We start from the raw sequence: 26,135 nt of genomic DNA, 5'->3' as shown, positions 1-26,135 counted from the left end.
CCTAAACCTGATAAATCATAAACGTTTTCCAATTATATCTTAAAGGAGGAAAAAAACAAGATGGGTAAGTTCAAGAAAGTTTTGGCATTAGTGGCATCTCTTTGCATGATGATGATGCTGATCGCCGGCTGCGGTGCAGACAAAAAAGCTGCTGATGGAGGGGACAAGGCTGCTCTGAAGGGTGGCGGATCCAATATTCTTTATATTATCACTCCATCTCATTCCAATCCATTCTTCAAGACTGAGGCTGATGCAGCTGCTGCTAAGGCAAAGGCTCTTGGTTATGAAGTAAAGATGGTATCTCATGATGACGATGCAACTAAGCAGTCCGAGCTGTTCGAGAATGCAATTTCCGACAAGGCTGCAGCAATTATCTGCGACAACGCAGGTGCTGATGCAACTGTAGCAGCTGTAAAGAAGGCTCGTGAGGCTGGTATCCCTACTTTCCTGATTGACCGCGAGATCAACGCTAGCGGTGTTGCAATCTCCCAGATTGTAGCAAACAACTATCAGGGTGCAAAGGCTATTGCCGAGGCATTCGTTGAGAAGATGGGTGAGAAGGGCGAATACGCTGAGCTGCTCGGTAAGGAGTCCGATACTAACGCAGGCGTTCGTTCCAAGGCATTCCATGAAGTTATTGATCAGTACAAAGACATGAAGATGGTTGCTCAGCAGACTGCAAACTGGGAGCAGACTGAAGGCTTCCAGAAGACTGAGACCATTCTCCAGTCCAACCCTAACATCAAGGGTATCATCTGCGGTAACGACACCATGGCTGTTGGTGCTGTAGCTGCTGTTAAGAATGCAGGTCTCCAGGGCAAGATCGCCATCATCGGCGTTGACGGTTCCGACGAGGCTGCTGCTGCAATCAAGGCTGGCGACATGACCGGTACTGCACTGCAGCAGGCTGCAAAGATTGCTGAAATGGCTGTTGAGCAGGCTGACAAGTATCTGAAGACTGGTTCCACTGGTCTGGACGAGAAGCAGCTTGTAGACTGCATTGCAATCACTGCAAAGAATGTTGACAAGCTCAAGGCTTTCGTATACAAAGAGTAATTCTTAAGGTATAAAGAGCAAAGGTGAGGGTGGACAATAGGCGGTTCACCCTCTTTCCTTAGAAAATTGGAAAACGAGGAGTACACAATTATGAAGAAGAGAATCAGTTTAATTTTAATGATCTGTCTGGTAATGGTATTTTCTCTTACTGGCTGCGTAAAGGTTGTGCAGATCGGTCATGAGGATGAGGTTACCGGCAACAAGGCATTTAATGCTGCTGAGTCTGTTGAGGCCATCTGGGCTTCCCAGGCTGTTCCAGAATTGAAGGAAAAAGCAGTTGATCTGCCAACGCTTCTCAATGAAGCAAATGGCAATTTGAAGGCCGTAGCAGGCAAGTACGGTAAATATTCCATGGGTGATTCCGGCGAGCTGAGCTTTGTTGTAAAGGGCAAGGGCCAGGTTACCGAGGTTAACACCGAAAAGAAGGCTGGTTATATGACTGTTCAGCTGGATGGATACAGCGGCCCAATGGTGGTTAAGCTCCAGATCGGCAGCGTATTCAAGGGCGCAGCTATCCGCGACAGCCTCAGCTTTATTAAATATGAAGATTACACCAATCAGGTTGATTGGGCTAAGATATCCCAGAGCATTCATGACGTTGTGGCAAAGGATGTAATTGAGCCAGCAAAGGTTACTGAGCTCAAGGGCAAGACCATTGAATTCACTGGCGCATTCACTGTGGACAAGCCAGACGAAATTCTCGTAACCCCAGCAGAATTAATTGTTAAGTAAAGGAGGCAACTGCAAATGGCAGTCAATATAACAAATGGGCCTGATGTTTGCCTTCACGCTGAAAAAATCAGCAAGATTTATCCGGGTACCAAAGCCTTGGACGAGGTTTCCTTCAATGTGTACAAGGGCAAGGTAAATGTACTTATTGGTGAGAATGGTGCTGGTAAATCCACTCTTATGAAGATAATAGCCGGAATTGAGCAGGAGTCTGAAGGCGAGCTGTTCATGGGTGAGGAGAAGGTTCATTTTGATGATGTAACTGAGGCCAGAGAGCATGGCATCGGCATTATTCATCAGGAGCTGAATCTGTTCCCTAACCTTGCGGTATATCAGAATATTTTCATGGCCAAGGAGCGCAAAAAGGGCTCCGTTGGTCTGGATAATGAATATCATATCAAGGAAACAAAGCGGATAATGGAAAAGCTCCAGCATCCACTTGATCCTCATACTATCGTAGGTGACCTCCGCGTAGGTCAGCAGCAGATGATTGAGATTGCCCGTAATCTGATTCAGGATGATCTGAAGATTTTGATTATGGACGAGCCTACTTCCTCCCTCAGCGAGCAGGAGGTACAGGTTCTCTTTAAGATTATGCGTGAGCTGACAGCCGAGGGCATTTCCATCGTTTATATCTCCCATCGTCTGGAGGAAATTATGCAGATCGGTGACTATGTAACCGTTCTTCGTGACGGCAAGCTGGTGGATAGTGCAGCCGTTGAGGACATTGATATCTCCTGGATTGTTCAGAAGATGGTGGGCAAGGGCAAGAGCTATCCTAAGCGTGATGGGGATATTGACTGGTCCTCCAGGGAAACAGTTCTTGAAGTTAAAGACCTTTCACTTCCTAAGAAGGGCGGCGGCTGGCTCCTTGACAAGGTCAGCTTCAAGCTGAAAAAAGGCGAAATCCTTGGTATTTACGGACTTATGGGTGCGGGACGTACCGAGATATTTGAGTGCATAATGGGCCTTCGTCCGGAGCACACGGGAGAGGTTATCCTTAACGGTGAGACCTTGAATATCAAGAGTATCACCGAGCAGATTGACCGGGGCTTCGCCCTTATTCCTGAGGACAGACAGCGTGAGGGCCTGGTTCAGACCATGGACATTGGCAAGAATCTGTCTCTGTCCAGTCTTAAAAATTATGCCAAGGGCATTTTCCTCAAGAGCAAGGAGGAAGAGGCCAACATTGACAAGATTATCGACGAGATCCACATTAAGGTTGCTGATAAGCGCCTGCCAATTCTTTCCCTCTCTGGTGGTAACCAGCAGAAGGTGGTAATTGGCAAGGGCATCATGACTAATCCAAAGATTCTTCTTCTGGATGAGCCATCCCGTGGTATCGATATCGGTGCCAAGACCGATGTATTTGAAATAATGAATCATTTCGCCGATGCAGGTCTTTCCCTGCTGGTAGTTTCCTCTGAGCTGGAGGAGATTAAATCCATTGCAGACCGCATCATAGTCCTCTCCAATGGCATCAAGACTGCTGAGCTGGCAGGAGATGAAATCACAGAGGACAGACTTGTTATGGCTTCCTATGAGGGGCATAACTCCGGGAAGAAGAATTAAAGAAGGGTGGATAACTTAAAATGTTTAAAGATAAAACATCAATGATGATGACCCTCCTGAAGGGCCGTACCTTGATCGTATTGGTGCTGCTGCTGATTTTCTTCAGCGTGGCAAATGACAATTTCCTTTCTACCAACACTTTGCTGCTCCTTGCAAAGCACGTGGCACTTTATGGTATTCTGGCCATCGGCATGACCTACGTAATTATTACGGGCGGTATCGACTTGTCGGTTGGTGCCGTGGTTGGTCTGGCCGGCATGATTGCCGGCGGTATGCTTCAGAATGGTGTAACTCTCCAGTTTGCAGGAGTAACCCTTTACTTCAGCGTTCCTCTGGTAGTTATTCTCACCATTATTGTGGGTGCCTTTATCGGCTGGCTGAATGGTATTATCATCACCAAGTTTGGTGTAGCACCATTTATCGCAACTCTGGGTACCATGTACATGGCCCGTGGTTGGGCAATGCTCCATTCCAATGGTGCAACCTATTCCAGCCTGGCTGGTAACGAGGCGTTGGGAAATACGGGCTTCAGCTTCTTTGGAAGCCGCATCGCCGAGATTCCTGTTGGTGCATTGATTCTGGTGGTTATTGCCATCATTGCCCATATTCTTCTGAAAAAGACCGTATTCGGCTGGCACATTTTCGCCATCGGCGGTAACGAGAAGGCCGCAAAGCTTTCCGGTGTAAAGGTTGATAAGGTTAAAATTCTGGTATACATTTTCTCCGCAGTATGCGCCGCTATCGTAGGTCTTATTACTGCATCACAGCTGGAGGCAGCACATCCTGCCACCGGTGAGACCTGGGAAATGAACGCCATCGCTGCGGCTGTACTTGGTGGTACTTCCATGGCCGGTGGTATCGGTACTATTGGCGGAACCATCGTCGGTGCTTTCGTTATCGGTGTAATTTCCGATGGTATGGTTATGTGCGGTGTATCCGAGTTCTGGCAGATGATTATCAAGGGTCTCGTAATTATCCTGGCCGTAATCATTGACCAGTTCCAGCGCAACATGGAGGCCAAGATGGCTCTCCAGGCCCGCAACGAATCCAAGGACTAATTTGAAAAGCAGAAAAATACGAGGCGATTATTATGAAAAAGACCGGAATTTTAAATGCAGACCTTTCCTATCTGGTGGCTGGGTTGGGTCATAAGGATTTGGTTATGATTGGTGACGCCGGAATGCCTATTCCGGAGGGCGTTACTATTGTAGATATGGCACTGGTTCCTGGTATTCCAACCTTTAAGCAGACCCTTGATGCCCTGCTTACTGAGATGGAAGTGGAATACTATTTCCTGGCTGATGAAATGGATGAGAAAAATCCAAAGCTTAAGGCTTACGTGGGAGAAAAGCTTCCTGGCATTGAGCATGAATCCATGCCACATGATGCTTTGAAGGAATTCTCCGCACAGGTGAAGTTCGCCATCCGCACAGGTGAGTTTAGTCCGTATGCAAATGTTATTTTGAGGGCTGGCGTAGTATTTTAAGGGGACCGCTATGAAGGTAAATATAAAGAAAATCAGTGAATTATCTGGTTTTTCTGTAGCGACGGTTTCCAATGCCCTTAGTAATAAGCGGGGAGTGAACAAGGATACAGCTGAGAAAATCATCAAAATAGCCCGGGAAAACGGCTATATCAAGGATGAGAAAATCAAGCGTATCAAGATGGTTACTTACCGCGACAGTGGAGAGGTATTTAACGAATCACCATTTTTTTCCACGCTGCTGGACAGCATTGAGGCTGAAAGCAGGCGTTCGGGCTACGATGTTTCTATTGTGAATCTTTACCGGCATCATAGCGATTTTGAGGACAATGTCCGTGAGCTTTTAAATGACACATCATCGGCGGTATTGCTGGTGGGCACCGAAATGAGCGAGGAGGATGCCCGTATCTTTGAGGATGCCAGCATTCCTCTGGTGATGGTGGATAATTATTTTGAATCCCTGAATTTTGATACTGTCCTTATGGACAACGAGGATTCCGTATCAAAGGCTGTGAAGTATCTGCTGGAGAACGGCCACACCAAGATTGGCTATCTCCAGGGGGATACCCGTATCAGAAACTTCGTTGCCAGAGGACGGAGCTTTAATCGGACGTTGTGGGAAAACGGCTTGACCATGGACAAGAATCTGGTGTTCAATGTGAAGCCAAATGTGGTGGGTGCCTTTGAAGGGCTAAACCGTTATATTGCAGAAGGCAGAGAAATGCCAACCGCATTTTTTGCCGATAATGATATGATTGCCTTGGGGGCCATGCAGGCCCTGCAGAAAAATGGATTTTCCATTCCCGAGGACATTTCAATAATCGGCTTCGATGATATTACTTTGGGAGAGGCCTTCTCCCCGGGGCTGACCACCATCAGCGTGGACATCAAGGCCATGGGACGTCTTGCTGTGCGCCGTCTGGTGGAGCAGATCCAAAACCGCAACGAGGCCCATTCATGTACCAGACTCTACAACAATCTGGTTATAAGGGGCAGCGTGGGTAAATTAAAAAGATAAGGTGATTATATGAAGATTGCAGTTATCGGTTCAACAAATATGGATGTTGTATCCTACACTGATAAGATTCCCGAGGCTGGGGAAACCAGGGAAGCCACGGGCTTTCACACCGCCTGCGGCGGCAAGGGTGCCAATCAGGCTGTGGCTGCGGGGAAGCTTGGCGCTGATGTTATGATGGTTACCGCCATCGGCGATGACCTCTTTGGTGAAAAGTCCATGGACAACTTCCTTGAGAATAACATCAATACGGATTATGTGTGGACTGCCACTGGCGTTGCCAATGGCGTGGCTACAATTTTGGTGGACGAGTCCTCCCAGAACCGTATCCTCATTCACAAGGGAGCCAATGCGTGCCTTACTCCTGAGGTTATTGAGGATGCTGAGGATGCCTTGAAGGAATGCGGCCTTATAGTGCTGCAGCTGGAGGTTCCTCTGGAGACTGTCTATGCCGCCATTGATATGGGCAAGAAGCATAATGTCCCGGTTCTCCTGAACCCTGCTCCTGCCAGCAAGGAGCTTTCCATCGAGAAGGCTTGTCTCTGCGATTTCTTCGTGCCAAACGAGACTGAACTTTCCATTCTCACTGGTATGCCAACCAACTCTCTTGAGGAGATCAAGGCGGCTGCCCAGACACTGGTGGACAAGGGCCTTAAGAACGTAATCGTTACCATGGGCTCCAAGGGCTCCATGTGGCTCACCAAGGAGGATTATCTGGTAGTTCCAGCCGTCAAGGTGGATGCCGTTGACACCACTGGCGCCGGGGATTCCTTTATCGGCTGCTTCGTGGAAAACTATTCCCGCACCCAGAACATTCCTGAGGCCATGAAGGAAGCTTCCCAGTATGCGTCCTTAAGCGTAACCCGCAAGGGCACCCAGGATTCCTATCTTACAAGGGAAGAGTTTGATAAGCTGAAGAAATAAATAGCGTAACATAAAATGCACACCCGTTTTGCTAGACTTTGTTTAGTGAGATGGGTGTGTTTTTATGAGTTTAAAACTGCATTTAAGAAGTTTTATTTTATATTGACACCGTGACGTTTTTTATATACAATAAAACTGACACGAAGTCATTTTTATATTACAGAGTTGGAAGATTCCTAAACTGGTATACCTAAAATATTAATAGCTAATTGTAAAGGGACATGAAAGGTAGCGTGATTTGAAAATGTGGAAAGCCAAAGGTAGATTGTGCAGAATTCTGTTTGCTGGTTTTGTTGGCACAGTAATTGCCGTTTCAAGCTGGTCAGCGCAGGCAGCTGAAGCATGGAAGCTGCCCGATTCCGGTATCATTATGGCTGATAAGGAAAAACAGGCTTATGTGGCAGAAAAAATGGGAAAGATTTTTCAGCCAGCGACAAATACCCCAAAAGCTACAAATGGACAAGTTCCAAAGACCAATTTTGCTGCACCGGATGGTTGGGACTATAAAGTCTTTAGCTTAGGTGATTTACCTGTGGAACAGTTGAATAATCCTTCTGCCACATCTAAGCGTACCGTATTGCAATTTCACGGCGGTGGCTATATTAATTCTTTGGGAGATGGACATCGCTTATTCTGTGTAAAACAGATGGTTCTTACTGATGCAAAGGCTGGTTATATTGTGGATTACAGGACTGCACCGCAGAATACCTATCCAGCTGCCTTGGAGGATGCAGTTCGGGCCTATGAGGATATCCTGGCTAAAGGAACCGCTCCTCAGGATATTGTCGTATTTGGTGATTCTGCCGGGGGAAATCTGGCCCTGGAATTGTCTCTTTATCTGCGCGAGCACAATATGCCACAGCCAGGTGCAATGGTACTGGCTTCTCCCTGGGCTACCTTTGAAACTGATTTGCCATCTCGTAAGCAAAATGCTGATAGAGATTTGATACTGGGAAAAATTAATCCGCGTATGTATAATGAAATCCTTAATCCGTCTTATGGAAAGGGGCTTTCTGCCAAGGATGTGCATCTGTCGCCAATGTATGCTGATCTGGCAGGCTTACCACCAATGCTGATACAGGCTGGAGGATATGAGCTGTTTTTGGATGAAAGCATAGCATTGGCTCAAAAGGCCGCAGGTGATGGTACAGACGTTACCCTTACAGTTTATCCGGGTATGTCCCATGATTTTGCACTTCTGCTTCCAGAGCTTGATGATAGTGTGAAGTCCTTCAAGGAAATTCGCGATTTTGTGGACCGTTATATGGAAAAATGATAAAGTGATAATATGTCGTTTGTTTTACACAATATAAAGTAATGGAGGCAAATTGTTGTCCCATGGAATATTTTAAGGTTTAAGGAGAAGGATATGCCAAAGGTTACAGAGGAATTTTTGCTGGCGAAGCGGGAGGAAATTATTGATGCTTGTGCCCAGCTGTATGAGACAATGAGTTTTAAGGATATAACCCTTAAAGAAATTGCCAATGCCACTTCCCTTAATCGTACATCAATATATAATTATTTTGATACGAAAGAGGAAATTTTTCTGGTGTATATGCAAAAAGAGTACGAGTTATGGATAGAAGACCTGGAAAATCTGTGCAGAAATAATAAGGAGCTTTCCAGGGATGAGCTGGCTGATAAGTTGGCAAAAACTCTGGAAAGGCGTGGAAAGCTGCTTAAGCTGATGACCATGAACCACTTCGACATGGAGGGAAACAGCAGGTATGAAATCCTTGTGGAATTCAAAAAGGTATATGGTAACTCAATAAGGGCGGTAAAGAAGTGCCTTGATATGTTTTGCCAGGATATGACCGAGGACGCCAAGCAGGAATTTTTGTATGTATTTTTCCCTTTTATTTATGGTATTTACCCCTATGTAGAGATCAATGAAAAGCAAAGGGAAGCCATGGATGAGGCCAAAGTGGGTTTTGTATATCACTCAGTATATGAAATAAGCTATAATTGCCTAAAAAAGCTATTAGGCTCTGAAAATAGCTAATGACGTGAGCTTATCTGGTGGGAGTTATCGCCTCCCACTGGATAAGAAAAAATTTTCTTTTTAATAAACAACCTGTCGTTTTTATTGTTAAATTAGGGGGGCTAAAAATGAAAAAACTGCCAAAGATTGCGTTGGGTGCATGGTCATGGGGAACGGGCATGGCTGGTGGAGATCAGGTTTTTGGTAATAACCTGGGAGAAAAGGATTTGAAACCAATTTTTGACGTAGCTATGAAGCATGGATTAAATCTGTGGGATACGGCTACTGTCTACGGAATGGGCTCTTCCGAGGACATTTTGGGAAGCTTTGTAAAAGGTGTAAAGAGGGATGAGGTAATTATTTCAACTAAGTTCACACCTCAGATTGCTGAAATGTACGATAATTCTATGGAAAAAATGGCTGATGCCAGCATGAAGCGCCTTGGTATAGACGATATAGATATTTATTGGATACATAATCCGGCAGATGTAGAGCAGTGGACACCTCAGCTGGCACCGTTGGTGAAAAACGGCAAGGTAAAAGCAGTGGGGGTATCAAACCACAATCTGACTGAACTGAAGCGGGCCAATGAAATATTATCGGGGCTTGGTTGTAAGATAGAAGCTGTACAGAATCATTTCAGCCTTTTAAATCGTTCCTCAGAGACATCAGGTATATTGGATTATTGCAAGGAAAATGATATTATCTTCTTTGCCTATATGGTTCTTGAACAGGGAGCTCTTTCCGGTAAGTATGATACAAGCCATCCATTCCCGGAAGGTTCTGACAGAGCGAGAAGCTATAATCCGATTTTGCCACAGCTGGAAGAACTGACGAAATTAATGCAGGAAATAGGTGAAGCTAATGGTATATCGGTGGCCCAGGTTGCTACGGCTTGGGCTATAAATAAGGGGACTTTACCCATCATTGGTGTGACAAAAGTTCACCATGTAGAGGATGCCGTAAAGGCTGCCGGGATGGTGCTGACAAATGATGAAATTAGTCGTTTGGAGTCTGTTGCCGATAAAGCAAATGTTTCCACTATTCGTGAGTGGGAAAAGAAGATGGAATAATCAAGATAAATAGAAAGGCAGGCAATGTATTATGTTTATCATTAATGAAGTCCTTAAGAAGGATAAGATTCCGGCAGATAAAATGGATGAGCTCTTTAAAAAGCATGTGGAATGGTTTACCCATCATTTTGAGGAAGGTAATTTTGTTTTATTGGGGCCATATACCGATCAGGAGATGGTGGGGATTATGTTGTCACCAGTTAAAACCCGTGAAGAATTGGAAAATATTTTGAAAAGTGACGTTTATTATGCCGATGGTATGGCTGATTATGAGGTTCACTCATTTACTGCGGCAAAAATTTCGCCAAAAATTATGGACTATGTTGGGAAATAATTTGAGAAATTCCCATTGATTAGGAAGCTAAGGTGAGAAGCCATGGATAGACGAGAGTTTTTAAAGGTCACTAGTATGGGGGCTATCACCCTGTTTCTTTCAGGATGTGGTTTCTCAGGTCTGACAGGAAAAAATAAGAATAAGACAACTGAGGTGCCAGCGAAGGGCAGTGTATCGGGAGGAAAAAATATGAAAATAGTAGTAATAACATCAAGTCCTCATCCTAAAAATGAATCCACATCTATATACTTGGCTGACCGTTTTACCGAGGGCGCAAAAAGTGCAGGGCATGAGGTATTTACCTTTGATGCGGCCAACGAGGACACCCATCCGTGTCGGGGCTGTGACAAGTGCGGTATGGATGGCCCATGTGTATTTAAGGACGCTATTGAAAATACACTTATGCCGAAAATGCTGGAGGCGGACCTTATCGTGCTGACTACCCCATTGTATTATTTTGGTATGTCAGCCCAGCTGAAGATAATAGTAGACCGGTTCTATTCACGCACGGAAAAGCTTCACAGGAAAAAGTCTATAATGATGGCCACTGCTTATAACAGTGCTGACTGGACCATGGAGGCCCTGTCAAATCATTATGATACTTTGGTTCGTTATATGGAATGGACTGATGTGGGGCAGGTATGGGCAACAGGCTGTGGAGCCCGCTCTTTGGTGGAGCGTTCTGAGTTTGCAGATGTGGCCTACAAGATAGGAGCTAATCTGTAAATACTATAAAATGTTAAAACTCCCGGACAATTATGATGTCTGGGAGCTTTTCATTTTTTAGGTTTATATGCAGCTGAAGCAGGGGGAATTTTTGAAGTGAGGAAAAATTAGTGATAATAAATATAGAGAAAATTTCGAAAAAGACTAAAAAACTTGGAAAATATAACTTTTTTCTTATAATATATAGGTAGGGCATTTATACAAAAAAGACTGTGACGAACCTAAAAATCCCGCCTGATGGTGGCATGATGCCAACCGTCAGACGGGATAAGTCTTTTTTGTGGTAAAGGACTAAAGCTTTGTGGCCAGCTCCTGAATTTGCTCTTCAGTGAGGCCGGTGTATTCGGCTATTTTATCAATAGGCTCGTTTTTGCTAAGCATATTCATGGCAACAGTGGTGGCCATTTTAGTAAGGCCTTCAGCAAGACCTTCAGCAAGACCCTCTTCTTTGCCTTCATTACGTGCTTCTTGCATTTTCATTTCAAAGGTCATATAGCTCACCCTTTCCTTTTCTTGAAGTTTGATATCACTGATTAGAGTTTGAATCTCAACTACAAAGTCGTTGGTAACTGGAAGTCCCTTCATAAAATCAAGGAATGCCTTGACATCTGGTGATACATCATCCATTGTGCCATCGGAACAGAGGAAAATCTTTGTAGTTCCGTCCTCTAGCCTGATTTGAGTGTCTTGGAGGCATACATTGCGGAATGTATACATATGGCGCTTTTTATCAAACATGGCAAACGGGCACAGGAAAATAATAAAAGAATTTTTGAGTTCAGTGTAGTGTTTGGTGCCGGCAGGCAGCACATCATTGTCAATCATGGACTGATAATATCTGGTACGGTATGCAAATTCAGTATCGTCGTAGTGCTGCACTTGCATTTCAATGTCATAAATGACATTATCACCCTCGACATAAACATCAAGGCGAATCCCTTTTCCTGTATAGCTGTTATCCAAGGTTTTCTCTGTTTCAAGATACTTTATGTGCTTAATCTTGATGTTGAGAATTTTCTCAATAAGCCGTTGACAGATACGGGGATGTTTCATTACCAGCTTGAACATATAGTCATCAGTAATGGTCAAGTCTTCCCATGGTTTGATTGTGTGTTTTGTAGTGCTCATAAGGTGTTTCCTTTCTAAAATTATAACATATTTGTAAAAAATGAGAAAAAATATAATGCAAGTCATATATACTAATTAATATAATAATAATATCATAAATACAAAATAAAACAAATGATAATCTATATATATCCTAACAATATTATACTATAAGATAGTCACATGTATACTTAAAAACAGATTATGATAAAAATCCCGTCTGATGGTGGCTATGCAGCCAATATGTCAGACGGGATGTGTCTTTTAAAGAAAATATATAAATTGAATTTATGAGCTGACTTGTGCAACTTTGCAAATTCTTTCATTCACTGCATCAGCAATAATTTTGGTTGACGAGTCCTCCCAGAACCGTATCCTCATTCACAAGGGGGCCAATGCGTGCCTTACTCCTGAGGTTATTGAGGATGCTGAGGATGCCTTGAAGGAATGCGGCCTTATAGTGCTGCAGCTGGAGGTTCCTCTGGAGACTGTCTATGCCGCCATTGATATGGGCAAGAAGCATAATGTCCCGGTTCTCCTGAACCCTGCTCCTGCCAGCAAGGAGCTTTCCATCGAGAAGGCTTGTCTCTGCGATTTCTTCGTGCCAAACGAGACAGAGCTTTCCATTCTCACTGGTATGCCAACCAACTCTCTTGAGGAGATCAAGGCGGCTGCCCAGACTCTGGTGGACAAGGGACTGAAGAACGTAATCGTTACCATGGGCTCCAAGGGCTCCATGTGGCTCACCAAGGAGGATTATCTGGTAGTTCCAGCCGTCAAGGTGGATGCCGTTGACACCACCGGCGCCGGGGATTCCTTCATCGGCTGCTTCGTGGAAAACTATTCCCGCACCCAAAACATTCCTGAGGCCATGAAGGAAGCTTCCCAGTATGCCTCCTTAAGTGTAACCCGCAAGGGCACTCAGGATTCCTATCTTACAAGGGAAGAATTTGATAAGCTGAAAAAGTAAGGTATAAAAAAGCTAAATTAATAAGCTGAAAAATGAGTTAAAAAATAACGGGACTGCCCTTTGATGAAAGCATCAATGGGACGGTCCCGTTTTTTTTAGTTCAGTCAGTTCTTTAGTCCAGCAGTTTGGTTTCCCCAAGCTTATCCAAAAGGAGATTTGTTTCCAGCACGGAAAGGTTATTTTCCAGGGCATGCCATATTACGCTGTCCCAGCTGTTGCGCACGTAAAGGCGTTCAGCCTTTGCATAATATAAAAGGTGCTGTACCTCATCAGGAGTAAGCTTCATGGCAATGGCCAGTGCCAATATCTTATTTCGTGATGGATTTTTGCGGCCCGCAAAAATGTGATAGGCGTAGACCTTATCCAGTCCGGATTGCTCAATTACCTCGGCTTTGTTCAGTCCTTTTTCTGTTATAAGCTTCTCCAAATGCTCAGCCAGGGACTGGTTGATAAGCTCAGAATCGTTGGCAGAAAGATAATCCTCGATTCTTTTGGCTTCACTCAGTTCATGCTCCAGACTGGCAGTAGTTTTATTTTTCATGTCCCCTCCAACAAAAATGGTGTATATTATGTTAAACTATGAGTATGATAATATACTTTAGCGAACAAAGCAAGGTGATATTATGGGGCAGGACAATTCCAGAACAGCCATGGAGCTGGCGGAGGAATATATAAAAAGCAAATACGAAAAGGTGCGTCTGCTCCATGAGAGTGACAGGGCAGAGGTGTGGCTGGCCGCGGACAGTACAGGCAGCTTTGTGGTTATTAAATATATTAAGCTGGCCAATTTGCCATATTCCACACTTAAAACAATGGGGAAATCCCTTTGGCCGGAGGTTATTTACTGCACCGAGGATGAGCATAACACCATTGTGGTGGAGGAATTTATCAACGGGGAGTCCTTTGAGGAGCTGCTGGCAAACAGGAAGCATTTGACGGAGGCAAGGGCAAGGGAGCTGCTTTTGCAGCTTTGTGACGGCCTTGGCATGCTCCATAATAAGGGAATAATTCATCGTGATATAAAGCCGTCGAATTTAATACTACAAAATGTTGGCGGCCATGATTTTGCAAGGCTCATAGATTATGATGCTGCCCGCACGGTGAAGGAGGAGCAAAAGGAAGATACCCGCCTTCTGGGCACCAAGGGCTATGCTCCCCCGGAGCAATACGGCTATGGCCAGACTGACCAGCGAAGCGATATTTATTCCTTGGGCATCACCTTTCAGGAAATGATGGGGCCTGATTATAAGGGCTGGCTGAAAGCAATATTGCAAAAATGCACTGAGGTTGACGCAAGAAGCCGTTACCAGACAGTTAAGGATCTGAAAAATGCTTTGCTCTATCACAGGAGGAACAAGCTCCTTAAAGTGGCGGGGATTGCAGCTGTATCACTGGCGGTTGTGCTGGTAATATGGACAAACTGGCAGCATTCTCATGATGAAAAAATCATTCCTCCTGCAGTGGAAGAAATAATGGAGGAAGTAAAGGAAAAAGTGCCTCTTCCTTCAGTAGAGGAAAAGACACCAGAAGCTGAAAAGGATAAGCCTGAATCAAAGGAAAGCGGGTCTGTACAACAGGAAAATGGCCCTATACCACATGAAAATAAGCCAAACACCATGGAAAACAATAAAGCAGTACAGGAAGCGGCAACTGGTGCTGAAACGGGGAAAAATGCTGTTTATGCCAAGTATTATTTTAATGGCGAAAGGCAGGGGGCGTGGACGGACAGATTTGAAACACCAAGAAATGATTGGGGGACGTTTTTTACAATTCCGCCTAATATATGGAAAAATTGGAGTGACACCTATCCAAACGATTGGGAAGTTCGTGTAACGGTGGATAATAGGAGCAATAAGCATTGGGAAAATCCACATCTCAGTGTATGGACCACAGATGGTGTGGGGGGAGAATCAAAGGACTATTACGGAAATACTTTGGCACCAGGGGAAAGCTGTGTATTTGTGGTTCCACTGAATGAATTCAGATTGCCTGTTCTGCATAAGGAGAGGCGAAGACAGGAAATGCATTTCCAATTATATGCCTCGGGAGATCAGATGCTTTTTGGTGAAAAAGCAGAAATGGATTTTGAACTGGAAAAATAAATAGTGGCTATAAAAAATTGTCCCAGCGGGTAAACAAACCCTGCTGGGACATTTTGTATAATTTCGTTGAACACAGTTTTTAGCCTTCCCCTATGGGGAAGCACCTAAAGGTACTAGGAGCAAAGCTCCGTCGGTGTCAGCCTTATAGGCTGACGGATGAGGTCTCTCTACCCATTATTAGTGGTTTTCCTGCTCATACACGGCATTAAGGGTAATATCCACAATATCCTTGCCGGATTCACTTAAATCAAGATACTTTCGGAGCTGCCCGCTGATATGGGGAGATACCTCCCGTACCTTGCTTTCAAGGGTGGATTCCTCACGGCCAAGCAGGTAATCGACACTGACATTAAATAGGATAGCCAGTTCATTAAGCTTTCGTACAGGTTTGATGTCGCCACTTTCGTACTTGTTATAGGCTGTTCGAGTGATACCAAGATATTTGGCTACATCTTCCTGAGAAAGCTGCTTTAACTTACGTAGCTCCCGCAGTCGGGACGCTATAATATCCATACGCAATCACTCCTTACTTTAATAAGTATAGGGGTTATTTGTCGTATGAAAAAGATGTGATTTTAAGTTAAAATATTGTTGTTTCAATGGCAGGATTTTTGGCTTTGAGTGTTGAAATAGTGAGTTAAAGTTAAAAAAACGAGCCATTTAAGATTGAAATTTGGATATTGTATTTACAGATGTATAAGAAATGTCAGCCAGTTAATCGCAGGTGATTGATTATGATGTATAATGCAGTTTCTGAATACAGAGAAATATATAGAAAATTATTGCGTTCGTTTCTGCCAGACTGAAGATGGGCATACATAATATAGGTGTGTGCTGATTTTCGCCAGGGCAGGGCGGACTCTTTTTGTTTTGTGGAGGTGTTAGTCGCATGATGAAAACCTTTAATGTAAAGACCCATTCCCGGTGCTGTGCATTTTGCAAATATTGGTATGATCCGGCAAACAGTGCCATAGCCCCAAAGAATATTGTGGGCGGATTTTGGGAGTTTGATGACAAGGTATGGAATGTCTGTAAAAATTTTGGAACAAAACAGCCCGCTGGGGGTAGCTGTCCAAAGTATGAGTGCAAGGTATAGGGGGAACGATTATGGCTAATCCATTCATTGAATATATGTGTTCGCATTGTGGCGCTAAGAAAGTAATGCCAGCGGTGCGCGGTAAACCACAGCCAGGAAGGTGCCCAAAACGTAAAAACGGAAAACCTCATGTATGGACGGTTAACAGAAGAATGTAGGGTGAGGGAGGTAATGGATTATGAGTATCGTAAAATGGGAAGGAATATGTAAATATTGTGGCAAGAGATCCGAAGTGAAAAGTATATCAGATACACAGGGGGGGCCAAACAGGGCTCCTACACCGCCATCGGGAAAATGTCCATCTAGCCCAGATGGTAAACATAAGCCACAGTGGGAAAGAGCATAAATTATATGGCCAGTAAGCTGGAATTTGTATTGTGAGTAAGCAACGGTTATGGGAGGGAGCGTTTATGGCTATTATTAAGGTGACGCAGAAAGATTTGGATTTGATTCGGGTGGAAGCAGAAGATGTTACCACTATTGATGATAAATACTTTTTGATGGAAAAATTGCATAAATACATAGAAGCCCTGGATGCCCAGGTGGATGCTTTCGATTATGATAACAACGTGTCAGCTAAGGAAAGGGAGAAGCTGTTGAGTTTACAGAGATATTCTCAAGAAATACGCCAGTTCATAATGAGCAGACCTATTGGGCCAAGGAGATTTGGTTTGTTTGTGGAGTATCCTGAAGGATATGAAGGGTGAGGGAGCTTAATTTATGGGATACAGAGATGATTACTTTGATAACACTCCATCAAATTATGGATGGTATACCTGTGTACGATGCGGAAAGAAATTTAGAAAAGGCGATGTGGATATAGATCATATTTTGCCACAAAAATATGGTGGCGGAGATGGACTCGATAACTTGCAGTGTATGTGCAAACACTGTAATCGCTCCAAACAAGCAGATTTGCGTGATACAGTTCCTGATTACTTAAGGAATAACACGGAAAGAGCCAAAAAATCTATCTTAGATTTGTTTAATTGAGATGTGTTAAAGGAGGAATATATTTATGAGTATCTTAGATGCTTACCCTGACGCTGGTATCATTAATAATAAGTTTGAGGAAAGCGAAAGAAATATGCTAACTGTTAATATTATTGTGACAGGTAAATCAGGAACAGGAAAAAGCACTTTAATTAATACGTGCTTACGTAAAAAAGTAGCAGAAGTAGGCGTTGGGCGTCCTGTAACTAAAAGGGGCACATGGCTGCCGGAACCTCCTGAAAGGTCATTTCCCATGCGTGTATATGATACTGTTGGCCTCGAATTATCAGAAAATAATAAAAAAGCTACTATAGATGACATGATGGAAGTGATAGAGCAAGGCAATATTCATTTGATGTGGTATTGTGTATTATCGGCTTCAAATCGTTTGGAGCAGGGAGAAGAAGATTTTATTGAAGCTGTAACTAATAGGGGAATACCTGTTATTATAGTTTTGACTCAATCATTCAGAAAAAAACAAGCAGAAACATTTTTAAATGAGATAAAGAATATTGGAACAAAAGCTAAAGATATTTGTATTGTAGTGGCTGAAGATGAAGAAGAATTTAATATTAAAGCATTTGGTAAGGATGAACTTATCAAAAAAACTGCTAATTTATTGAAAAATGATAGATTGAAAGAATCATTTATAAATGCTGGTACAAACCTGGAATTAAAACGAGAATTATCACTAGAAAAAATTCATCTTGCTTTAGCAGCTGCAGCTGCAGCTGCGGTTGTGCCAGTTCCACTGGCTGATTCGGCAATGCTATTTGGAATACAGGCAAAAATGATGGCGGATATTGCGATTTCTTATGGTGTGGAATTTAAAAAGGAAGATATTGTAAAATTAATAACCACTTTGGGGGCAGCTGCAGGAACAGGGTATGCCGGACGCGCTATTTTTTCCAGTTTAGTAAAGATGATTCCTGGTGCAGGGAGCGTCGTTGGTGGTGTTGTAGGAGTATCTACTGCTGTAGTGCTGACATATGCTCTTGGGAGAGCCTATATGTATGCCATGGAAAAAGTGTTTACAGGAGAATTTAATATAGATAATATAAGCAGTTCATTTTTGAAGGATGCAATGAATTTCTATATGAATAATGCAAGTGATTATATTAGAAATCATGATATAAGTGATTTTGGAAAAGATGATGTAGATAAATTTGAAGAATATATGGATAGCAATACCTATAATGCTGAGAATACACTTACTGATGATGTGTCAATAGATAATGCAAAAGATATAGATTTAGACTCTACACAATCAAAAAAAGGGCTATTGGGTAAAATATCTGGTTTATATAAACGTCAATCATAATTTGAGTCTCAGTGGCTCAAATTATGATTAGAATTTATAGGTTTATTTGATTAATGCATAACATAATATAAAATTATTGTCCCCTGCCAATGTAGGTAGGGGACAATAAAATATAGTAGGTGGAATGTATTTGACAAAAAAGTATTGGTAAGTAGTGGTGAGAGGGTATATATGATGGCAGATAAAATGAGTAAAAAAATCAAATTTGCCTTAATAATGCATGGACATGAAGTACGTACCATGACTGAATTGCAGAAAAGGTTCTCTTTGGGGGATATGTTGGATGATTTTATGGATTTACGGGAAGAAGGAGAAGAAAGTAAATTATGTGAGTGGTTATCTGATAGATATTTATATACGGAAGCAAAAAAAATAGGAGAGCTACAAGAAGAATGGGCAGGTTATTCAGAACTAAGTGAAGAAAAAATGGCAGAACTCGTAGAGCGTATACAAGATGTTTTTTTGCCAAAAGATAAATTCCAACAAAAGAAGAGTCGGGAAGAAATAAGGAATTATGTGTTACTGACAAAGACTGAATTTGAGTCTAAGGTAGCTCGAATAACTGAATATTTAGAAAATGAATCCGTTACAGATGGATTGCAGGACTGTGAATATGATGCGGATATGTGGCGAAAATACTTGGCACGTCTGGCATGGAACAATAAAAGCCTCAGTGAACTCAAGGCCCAGAAGAAGGTTAAAAAAATATATTTACTAAGGTCACCCCAAAAAGATGAAATGTATAATTTGACTTTAAAGGATTTTGAAAATATATATTTCGTGGGTGTCCGTGATAAAAATGGAAAAGTACCTCGGATTAAAATAACACAGGGGCGTGAATTTATATCTGAGGAAAAATGGAATAGCACCAATAAAAAAGAATATAGAAATATCAAAATCTACTTAGAAAATGATAAAGGTGAATTAAAAGAATGGCATGAAGAAAAAAGCAAAGAAGTCGTGTACAGCTCAAAGGGAAGCAGCGAAGGAGAAGCTAAGAAACAATTAGCCCGTTATATGGATGCCCAATATCCCTTGATATATTTCAAAACATATGAGGAAGATAAAGCGGATGAAATTATACGTGAAATAGCAGCGGGTAAACGTATTCTTGAATGGAGTGTAGAGGGATTTTTTGACAAAAATCCAAAAACAGAAAATATAAATCATCAGAGGAATAAACCGTTAGATGATACGTTAAATATGCTTATTAGACAATGTGATACGTATGCAAATATAGTCGATAAAAAAGCAATATACATGAAAAACGCTGTCCTCGTGTTAAAGGATGTGCATGAATTACTTAAGGATCATACTATTGCGGCTCAATTAAAGTATTTAGCTCAGCTCATTTATAAAGGTTCATTAGAAGAATGCAATATTATTATAGTTTCCCCATTGTTGGTTATTCCCAAGGAAATAGAGCATTATATGGTTCTATTGGAATTTAGCCATTTGGCTGATGAAGAAATAAATGATTTGGTCAATGAATTTTGTGCAGGACAGAGCAAATTAAGAATAAGTGATACGACCAAGTCAAAACTAAAAATAGAGTTACGGGGGTTAACAGAGTTTCAAATAGTAAATATTTTGGGCTTGGCTTACGCCGGTGATGGTGAAATTAACGAAGATGATTTGAAGCAGATTACCGAACAAAAGAAACAGATTATACGTAAAAGAGGTCTTTTAGAAATTGTAGATGTAAAGGTGAAAAAAGACGAGATTGGCGGTCTTGATAATTTAAAGGAGTGGTTGGAAAAGAAAGGGCAGATATTCCATAATTGGCAGGAAGCTGAAAAATGCGGTGTTGCACTGCCTAAAGGAATTTTGATTGCCGGTATGCCAGGATGTGGTAAATCACTTTGTGCCAAGGCAACAGCAACTATATTTGGTGAAGTTACATTGTTGCGAATGGATATGGGAAGGATGATGGGAAAGTATGTTGGCGAATCGGAAGAAAATATGCGTCATGCTCTTAAACAAGCTGATGATATAGCACCATGTGTATTATGGATAGATGAAATAGAGAAGGCCTTTGCTGGTGTTGGTGGTGATGGCAGCGGTGCGGATGTGGCTACACGGTTATTAGGTACATTTCTAACCTGGATGCAGGAGAAGCGAAGTAAAACCTTCGTAGTTGCCACGGCAAATAATATTAATCTTTTACCACCGGAATTATTGCGCAAAGGACGCTTTGATGATGTATTTTATGTGGATTTACCAACATACGATGAACGGGTGAAGATACTTGAAATACATATAAAAAAGAAATATGAAAAAGATATTAGCAATAATAATATAAAAATAGAAGATTTAGCCAAAGAAATGGACGGTTATAGCGGTGCTGAAATAGAGGGAATAGTACTTGAGAGCATTGAAAATGCATTTATAAGAAATGCTAAAGAAAAAGAATTTGAAAATGATGATAATAGGGAGATACATTTAAGTACCGATGACATAAGGCAGGTAAGGAAGAAAACAAAATCACTTAAAGAAATGCGTCCAGAAGCCATTAAAGAATTGCGTAAAATTTATGGTAAAAATAATTTTAAAAATGCAACCAAGCTAATTCCCGAAAAAACAAAAAGGGGGGATCGCTTTGTATCAATATGGTGGGATAAGCTCATTAGAGGCTAAAACGCACTTCGGTGAATTTGATGTAGATAAATTCAATAACATTGTGCAGGAGATTATTTCATCCTTTTGCCAGCATTTTATTGATTCACAAGGTTATTTTGATGAAGAAAAATCTATTTCTACATGGCTTGTAAAAGAGTTGACCAATCATGGATTAGATGAAAGTCAACAGGCGGTTGATGAAATAATGCAGTTATGTGAGCAGTTGGAGAAAATTGAGAAAATACTTACAGAAGCCATACTTCAAGGAAAAGATATTACATTATGGTTATATTCACAACTACGTCCTGATGTTGATATGACAGATGATGAAGATTTTGGTTGCCCCATCTCTATTCATAGCCTTTTGGAAATGTATCGGCAAAGTATTATAGCAAGGGAAATTGTCTTTGGCTCTTTGCCAGTTATCAATATTTTACCCGGAAAAATTTTTCAGGAAACTAATTATCGGGAAGCAAATTATCAACAGATTGGAAAGTTTCAGGGGAAGACCCAAGTTAATAGCAGCATACAACAGGTATTGATGCAACAGTATCAAAGACAAATGCAGTTGGATATAAGCTATAGCATGACGTCGTATGATATGAGTATATGTGCTGTGGACGATATGGCGTATATTTTAAGTAAAAATGCATTGCTTATGGGAACAGGGAGTTTGGCTTTATCAGCCGCCTTTTCTTTAGGGCAAACTGTTATTAGGAACAAAAGATTAGGGGGGGAATTTTATGGTATTTCCAAAGAACTATTGCGCCCAGGCGCAAAAAGAGGATTGCGTCTGGCTTTCTTGGGTGCTATGAAGATTGGAGCTGCCCGAAATGCTTTGCCAATTATAGGTATGGCTTCATCAGGAACTTTACTAGGAATCGCAACAGTAGGTGTAGAGTGCTGTGATGCTATGTATAGGTATACTAATGAGGGCATTGAGGCTTGGCAAGCGGTGGACCAGGCTGGACGTGCTTCGGTTGCGAGTATTTGTGCTATGACGATGAGCGCACAGGGGGCTGTAGTGGGAGCGGCTACATTTACAGGAATGATGTCATGTATTCCTTTGGTTTCTCCGTTACTTGTGGGGCAATTAGTTGGTGCAGGTGCGGGAATCTTTGCAGGCAATATTTTAGGGCAGAAAGCTTATGAGTTAGCCAGAGGATTAGCTGTTTATTCTTACGAGAGAGCCAGGGAATATATAAATACAGAGACATTGTTAGAAATGCCAAAGGTAATGGTTGGGAATATACGGCATGAGGCTCAGAAGCTATATACTGGTTCTTCGTTGGCGTAATTATGCTACTTTAAGTACAAATATATTATTTTTTGCCAAATTCTTACTAAAAGAGGGGGAATATGAAATTCATAACATGATTATGGACAGGTGCCAGATAATATGTTTGTGCAGTGAAGTTGGAACAGAGGGAGGTTGTCAAAAGGTTTTTTAAAGATATGAACGAGTATATTGAAAAGCTTGATTTGTACCATAAAGAAGCTGGGGCTGGAAATGCTAAAGCCATGGTCGAAATTGGCAAAGAGTGCAGTTGGGAGAACGCTTTTCACATGATGGTTTATTGGTACTACAAAGCCTTTGAGCTTGGGGAGTATCATGCAGCAGGATTGCTAATTCGCTATTATTATCTGCAAGAATATTACAAGGAGGCCTTGCATTGGATTGATAGTGCATTAAAAGAGGATGACCGCAACGTAGATGCCTTGTATTTTAAAGGTTTGTTGTATTTATATGGTTATGAAGTTGAAAAAGATGAGAGCAAAGCGATAGAATATTTGACTCAGGCAGCAGAGCAAAATTCCAATTCAGCCATTCTTACCATGGCGTGTATTTACCGTGATGGACTTGGAGTGCCAGTAGATAACGATAAGGCAGCAGAATGGGTTAAAAAATAGATGATGAATGGGATTATGGTTTGGGCTATGCATGTAGCATATTGAATCCAAAGCCGGAAGAGTGGATAAAGGATTTTGTTTATAAAATTACTCTTGAATATCAGATGTACAGCTCGGATGATACTGATGAATATGAATTACAGCATCCTGATGATTTACCTGATTTTCATGCTAAACCAGAAAAATTAACTTTAGATATGAAAATTATAGAAGATGTAGGATTTGATTCATTGGATGCTGTGGAGTGGTTTATGGCGATAGAGGAAGCAATAAATTCAGAAATCATGGATGCAGAAGCTGAAAAGATCGTGACATTACAGGATATGTATGATTTATTATTAGAGAAGCAGCAGAAGGGAGTTATAGATTTTAAAATAGAGAATATTCATCATGATGTTTACTTGGATCATGTTTTCTATGAGCATGATGAAGAAGTTTAAGTGATAGGCGGATTTGTGACGATTCATTTGCTATTCAATCCTGGTTAGATTATTGGCAAATCAATTTCTTTTAGAAGTACATGATATTTATCCCCTGGGTAAACAAAAGCGCATTCCCTTGATGCTAAAATTAGACTAATCAAAAAGAGTTAGCTGTATCATCTGCTAACTTGGAGGTATGGTTTAGTAGCATTTTATAAAGACATTTAAAGAGGGAGTGTGACAAACATGAAGAAGAAAGTAATTGCGTTGGTTACGATCATTTCAATTCTTAGTATTGTTGCGGTGGCTTATGCTGGCAGAGCTACTCTTTATCAATGCGACAAATGCGGTATGCAGGTTACCACAACCGCCAACGGGGGACCAAGTTCACTGGGCTGCGGGGGAAAGTTTAGTGAGCGACATGTATGGAAAATTTTGAAAGTATATTGATACAACATAATATGAGCCTATAAGAAATCCCGTCTGATGATTGGTGGTTATGCAGCCAACTGTCAGACGGGATAAGTCTTTTTTATGGTAAAATTGTTAATAACACCTCGTAATTAAATTAAAACACGTAATAATACGTAGTGCAATAAGCTCTTAGCATGTAAGGAAAGATGTTATATACTCTGGTAGCCTTTTTGTAATAAGAACATATTTTAATGGCGGTAATTTTTTGGTACACGAAAGTCTTTTCAAGATTCAGTAGTGGTGCTATTATACATACAATTAATATTAAATGGTTATGGAAGAGAAATATAGGAAGATTGCTTGACTGGTTAAATGTTAATTAATTGCTTTTTAAGAAGATTATTATGATGATACAGTGAACTGAAGGGAGGGATAGTTATGGCTGTAAAAGAAGATACACTTAGTAAGGATGAAATTGATGATTATATTAGATTAAATTATCAGCCTGATGATAATGAATTTGATGAGTTTAAAAAATCCCTTAATAAAACGCAGGGCATTGGTAATTCTGTTACACGATTTAAGGGAGGTATGTCTGGCGTTCCATTTCTGATATTAGATTCAATCCGTGATTTATTGGAATTGTCTTTTTCGGAAAAATTAATGGAACTTATTTGTGAAAAGGGTAAAAAACCAGCGGAAATATACAAAAAGGCGAATGTAACCAAGGAGACATTTTCTAAGATTAAACGTGACAAAAAATATCATCCAGAGAAGGATACGGCCATAGCATTGGCTATTGCCTTGCATCTGAATGTAGATGAAACTCAAGATCTTATAGGCCGTGCTGGTTATGCTTTGTCCAGAAGTACATTACGTGATTTAATTATATTATGCTATATTGAATCTGCGACATATAATATAGATGATATTAATGAAAAGCTGGTGGATTACGACTTTTATCCCCTTACAAATAAAAAAGGTGCATAGTATAAAAAAATGAAAGGTTGCTTAAGCGGCAACCTTTTTTAGTGCCAATTATTTTATACTTAACTCAAGTCGCAGAGCAAGGTCACCGGGTGGCCACATATATAATTTCCTGTGCTGGACTCAATAAATGAAAAATCAATTGTTATATAAATGACTATAATTTTGTTTTAAATATATTGGCAGGATTTTTATTACTAAAGTTGAATATTTTATGGTGAAGAAAATTTTGATTTAGGTGATTGTTTATGATACATAACGATTTAATAAAGCTAATATCATCTATACAGCAAATTAGTATCAGTGTCTGTGGAACCCAAGACAATTTTCGACAATTTAAAATTATGGATAACTATGCCCGTTTCTGCCAAGTTGAAGTTGGATATGCGCAGTTTTAGTGTGTGCTTATTTTAGCTGGGGTATGACGGGCTATTTTAATTAATGTTATCTGGGAAGCAACCTTTGGGAGATTGACAAGTCATATATTGAAAGCACAGATGTATAAGTATTAATGACAAGGGAGGTTATATCATGAATTTGAAGGAAGCATTTCAGATGCAAAATAAACTTGGTGAGTTACTGGATCGTATCACAGAATATTTATCTGATTACGATAATGTCATGACCATTACCGAGAAACACCTTCGCAGTAAGGCATTGGCAGGACAGCAGGATGAGGAAGTAGACGCCAGTAATAAAGAGGAAGAAGGCTATGATGTAGCCAAGCTCCTTACTATATGGCAGGATTTAATGGCAGAGAGAAAAAATCTGGGATTGGCTATAGGAAAGGCCAAGGAAGGAATGCCCTTCAATCTGGATGTTGCGGTGGACAACAATAAAGACCGACACAGAATGATTAATACTTTACATGGATTGGCTAATGCTAAGAGTGCCCATCGTTTGGAAAAAGGTGCAGGTACGGCCTACGTTTTTAACAATGATGGCAATCAGACAGCCTATCATTATGATATTGACGTTATAAAGACCATTAATTATGACCGTAATCGTGTGAGGAATATGATTAAAGATCTTCATCGTGAAGCGGAAGAAATATCTATTAAGATAGATGAGGCACTGCTTCAGACCGAGGTAGATTTTACACCAAAATATGATTTGTCCGGGGAGGATTGGTTTATTTTGGAGGAATTGGCAGGAAAATAATATTATGGGGGCCAGTTAAGTGATTGGCCCTTTGAGTAGGGACAGACCATGAAGGAACTTCGGTTCAGTTGCAGATGAACTGAGAGGCTGCAAATCAAAGGATATGGTTTAAATAGCGGTAGCTATTTTGAAGATAAAA

28 protein-coding genes are annotated in these 26,135 nt (G+C 41.3%); 25 read left to right on the top strand and 3 right to left on the bottom strand.

Annotation, left to right across the window (positions count from 1 at the left end):
* Positions 1-60: 60 nt before the first annotated feature.
* From T525_RS0105780 to T525_RS0105725, 12 genes are all read left to right on the top strand, one after another.
* A complete protein-coding gene (locus T525_RS0105780; protein ID WP_027406432.1) occupies positions 61-1,056 on the top strand; it encodes a D-ribose ABC transporter substrate-binding protein in 996 nt (331 codons plus the stop codon).
* A 90-nt stretch (positions 1,057-1,146) separates the two neighbouring features.
* The gene (locus tag T525_RS0105775; RefSeq protein ID WP_027406431.1) at positions 1,147-1,788 is read left to right on the top strand and encodes a DUF2291 domain-containing protein; all 642 of its coding nucleotides are present in this window, start codon (positions 1,147-1,149) and stop codon (positions 1,786-1,788) included.
* Positions 1,789-1,803: 15 nt separating this feature from the next.
* Positions 1,804-3,357, top strand: coding sequence for a sugar ABC transporter ATP-binding protein (locus tag T525_RS0105770; RefSeq protein ID WP_027406430.1), 1,554 nt, complete (start codon positions 1,804-1,806; stop codon positions 3,355-3,357).
* A 20-nt stretch (positions 3,358-3,377) separates the two neighbouring features.
* Positions 3,378-4,415: an ABC transporter permease gene (locus T525_RS0105765; RefSeq protein ID WP_027406429.1), complete on the top strand. Its 1,038-nt coding sequence runs from the start codon at positions 3,378-3,380 to the stop codon at positions 4,413-4,415.
* A 32-nt stretch (positions 4,416-4,447) separates the two neighbouring features.
* Positions 4,448-4,843 (top strand): D-ribose pyranase, encoded by a 396-nt coding sequence (gene rbsD / locus T525_RS0105760; protein ID WP_027406428.1) that lies wholly within the window; start codon positions 4,448-4,450, stop codon positions 4,841-4,843.
* A 10-nt stretch (positions 4,844-4,853) separates the two neighbouring features.
* On the top strand, positions 4,854-5,858 hold the full coding sequence (locus T525_RS0105755) for a substrate-binding domain-containing protein (protein ID WP_027406427.1): 1,005 nt from the start codon (positions 4,854-4,856) through the stop codon (positions 5,856-5,858).
* Between the two features lie 9 nt (positions 5,859-5,867).
* On the top strand, positions 5,868-6,779 hold the full coding sequence (gene rbsK, locus T525_RS0105750; protein ID WP_027406426.1) for a ribokinase: 912 nt from the start codon (positions 5,868-5,870) through the stop codon (positions 6,777-6,779).
* A 244-nt stretch (positions 6,780-7,023) separates the two neighbouring features.
* Positions 7,024-8,055 carry an alpha/beta hydrolase gene (locus T525_RS0105745; protein WP_051533437.1) on the top strand — a complete coding sequence of 344 codons (1,032 nt, stop codon included), beginning with the start codon at positions 7,024-7,026 and terminating at the stop codon, positions 8,053-8,055.
* A gap of 93 nt (positions 8,056-8,148) precedes the next feature.
* A complete protein-coding gene (locus T525_RS0105740; RefSeq protein ID WP_027406424.1) occupies positions 8,149-8,781 on the top strand; it encodes a TetR family transcriptional regulator in 633 nt (210 codons plus the stop codon).
* 107 nt (positions 8,782-8,888) lie between these two features.
* Complete coding sequence (locus T525_RS0105735) at positions 8,889-9,833, top strand: aldo/keto reductase (protein WP_037325235.1); 945 nt, start codon at positions 8,889-8,891, stop codon at positions 9,831-9,833.
* A 31-nt stretch (positions 9,834-9,864) separates the two neighbouring features.
* The gene (locus tag T525_RS0105730; protein ID WP_027406422.1) at positions 9,865-10,167 is read left to right on the top strand and encodes a YciI family protein; all 303 of its coding nucleotides are present in this window, start codon (positions 9,865-9,867) and stop codon (positions 10,165-10,167) included.
* A gap of 189 nt (positions 10,168-10,356) precedes the next feature.
* A complete protein-coding gene (locus T525_RS0105725; protein WP_027406421.1) occupies positions 10,357-10,893 on the top strand; it encodes a flavodoxin family protein in 537 nt (178 codons plus the stop codon).
* A gap of 291 nt (positions 10,894-11,184) precedes the next feature.
* Here the strand turns inward: T525_RS0105725 and T525_RS0105720 are convergent, their stop codons facing one another.
* On the bottom strand, positions 11,185-12,021 hold the full coding sequence (locus T525_RS0105720; RefSeq protein WP_027406420.1) for an Rpn family recombination-promoting nuclease/putative transposase: 837 nt from the start codon (positions 12,019-12,021) through the stop codon (positions 11,185-11,187).
* Positions 12,022-12,310: 289 nt separating this feature from the next.
* Between T525_RS0105720 and T525_RS14370 the strand changes: the two genes are divergently transcribed.
* Positions 12,311-12,970 carry a PfkB family carbohydrate kinase gene (locus T525_RS14370; RefSeq protein WP_051533435.1) on the top strand — a complete coding sequence of 220 codons (660 nt, stop codon included), beginning with the start codon at positions 12,311-12,313 and terminating at the stop codon, positions 12,968-12,970.
* Between the two features lie 112 nt (positions 12,971-13,082).
* On the opposite strand, the gene T525_RS0105710 is transcribed toward T525_RS14370, so the two are convergent.
* Positions 13,083-13,511, bottom strand: a complete 429-nt coding sequence (locus tag T525_RS0105710; RefSeq protein ID WP_027406419.1) for a helix-turn-helix domain-containing protein — start codon at positions 13,509-13,511, stop codon at positions 13,083-13,085.
* 82 nt (positions 13,512-13,593) lie between these two features.
* On the opposite strand from T525_RS0105710, the gene T525_RS15550 reads away from it, so the two are divergent.
* The gene (locus T525_RS15550) at positions 13,594-15,072 is read left to right on the top strand and encodes a serine/threonine-protein kinase (RefSeq protein ID WP_051533434.1); all 1,479 of its coding nucleotides are present in this window, start codon (positions 13,594-13,596) and stop codon (positions 15,070-15,072) included.
* Between the two features lie 177 nt (positions 15,073-15,249).
* Here T525_RS15550 and T525_RS15545 read toward each other — a convergent pair whose 3' ends face one another.
* Positions 15,250-15,585, bottom strand: coding sequence for a helix-turn-helix domain-containing protein (locus T525_RS15545; RefSeq protein ID WP_051533433.1), 336 nt, complete (start codon positions 15,583-15,585; stop codon positions 15,250-15,252).
* A gap of 376 nt (positions 15,586-15,961) precedes the next feature.
* Here T525_RS15545 and T525_RS0105695 point away from each other — a divergent pair, with 376 nt between their 5' ends.
* The 11 genes from T525_RS0105695 (at position 15,962) to T525_RS0105640 (ending at position 25,996) form a co-directional block, all read left to right on the top strand.
* Entirely contained in the window at positions 15,962-16,168 is a 207-nt protein-coding gene (locus T525_RS0105695) for a hypothetical protein (protein WP_051533432.1), read from the top strand.
* A gap of 410 nt (positions 16,169-16,578) precedes the next feature.
* Entirely contained in the window at positions 16,579-16,875 is a 297-nt protein-coding gene (locus tag T525_RS0105685; protein WP_027406417.1) for a hypothetical protein, read from the top strand.
* A gap of 13 nt (positions 16,876-16,888) precedes the next feature.
* Complete coding sequence (locus T525_RS0105680; RefSeq protein WP_027406416.1) at positions 16,889-17,161, top strand: HNH endonuclease; 273 nt, start codon at positions 16,889-16,891, stop codon at positions 17,159-17,161.
* A gap of 25 nt (positions 17,162-17,186) precedes the next feature.
* Positions 17,187-18,482 carry a DUF697 domain-containing protein gene (locus tag T525_RS0105675; RefSeq protein ID WP_027406415.1) on the top strand — a complete coding sequence of 432 codons (1,296 nt, stop codon included), beginning with the start codon at positions 17,187-17,189 and terminating at the stop codon, positions 18,480-18,482.
* Between the two features lie 171 nt (positions 18,483-18,653).
* Positions 18,654-21,119 (top strand): AAA family ATPase, encoded by a 2,466-nt coding sequence (locus tag T525_RS15540; protein WP_051533431.1) that lies wholly within the window; start codon positions 18,654-18,656, stop codon positions 21,117-21,119.
* Positions 21,082-22,398 (top strand): hypothetical protein, encoded by a 1,317-nt coding sequence (locus T525_RS0105665; RefSeq protein ID WP_027406414.1) that lies wholly within the window; start codon positions 21,082-21,084, stop codon positions 22,396-22,398. Before T525_RS15540 ends, T525_RS0105665 begins: the two co-directional genes overlap by 38 nt.
* A gap of 158 nt (positions 22,399-22,556) precedes the next feature.
* Entirely contained in the window at positions 22,557-23,012 is a 456-nt protein-coding gene (locus tag T525_RS15535) for a tetratricopeptide repeat protein (protein ID WP_027406413.1), read from the top strand.
* 20 nt (positions 23,013-23,032) lie between these two features.
* A complete protein-coding gene (locus tag T525_RS16785) occupies positions 23,033-23,452 on the top strand; it encodes an acyl carrier protein (protein ID WP_072031628.1) in 420 nt (139 codons plus the stop codon).
* Positions 23,453-23,680: 228 nt separating this feature from the next.
* Complete coding sequence (locus T525_RS0105650; protein ID WP_027406412.1) at positions 23,681-23,884, top strand: hypothetical protein; 204 nt, start codon at positions 23,681-23,683, stop codon at positions 23,882-23,884.
* 402 nt (positions 23,885-24,286) lie between these two features.
* A complete protein-coding gene (locus T525_RS0105645) occupies positions 24,287-24,838 on the top strand; it encodes a helix-turn-helix transcriptional regulator (RefSeq protein ID WP_027406411.1) in 552 nt (183 codons plus the stop codon).
* 528 nt (positions 24,839-25,366) lie between these two features.
* Positions 25,367-25,996, top strand: coding sequence for a hypothetical protein (locus tag T525_RS0105640; RefSeq protein ID WP_037325232.1), 630 nt, complete (start codon positions 25,367-25,369; stop codon positions 25,994-25,996).
* Positions 25,997-26,135: the final 139 nt, after the last annotated feature.

Source organism: Anaerovibrio sp. RM50 (assembly GCF_000622005.1).
Taxonomy (GTDB): domain Bacteria; phylum Bacillota; class Negativicutes; order Selenomonadales; family Selenomonadaceae; genus Anaerovibrio.
This window is presented reverse-complemented; position numbering and strand designations above follow the sequence as displayed.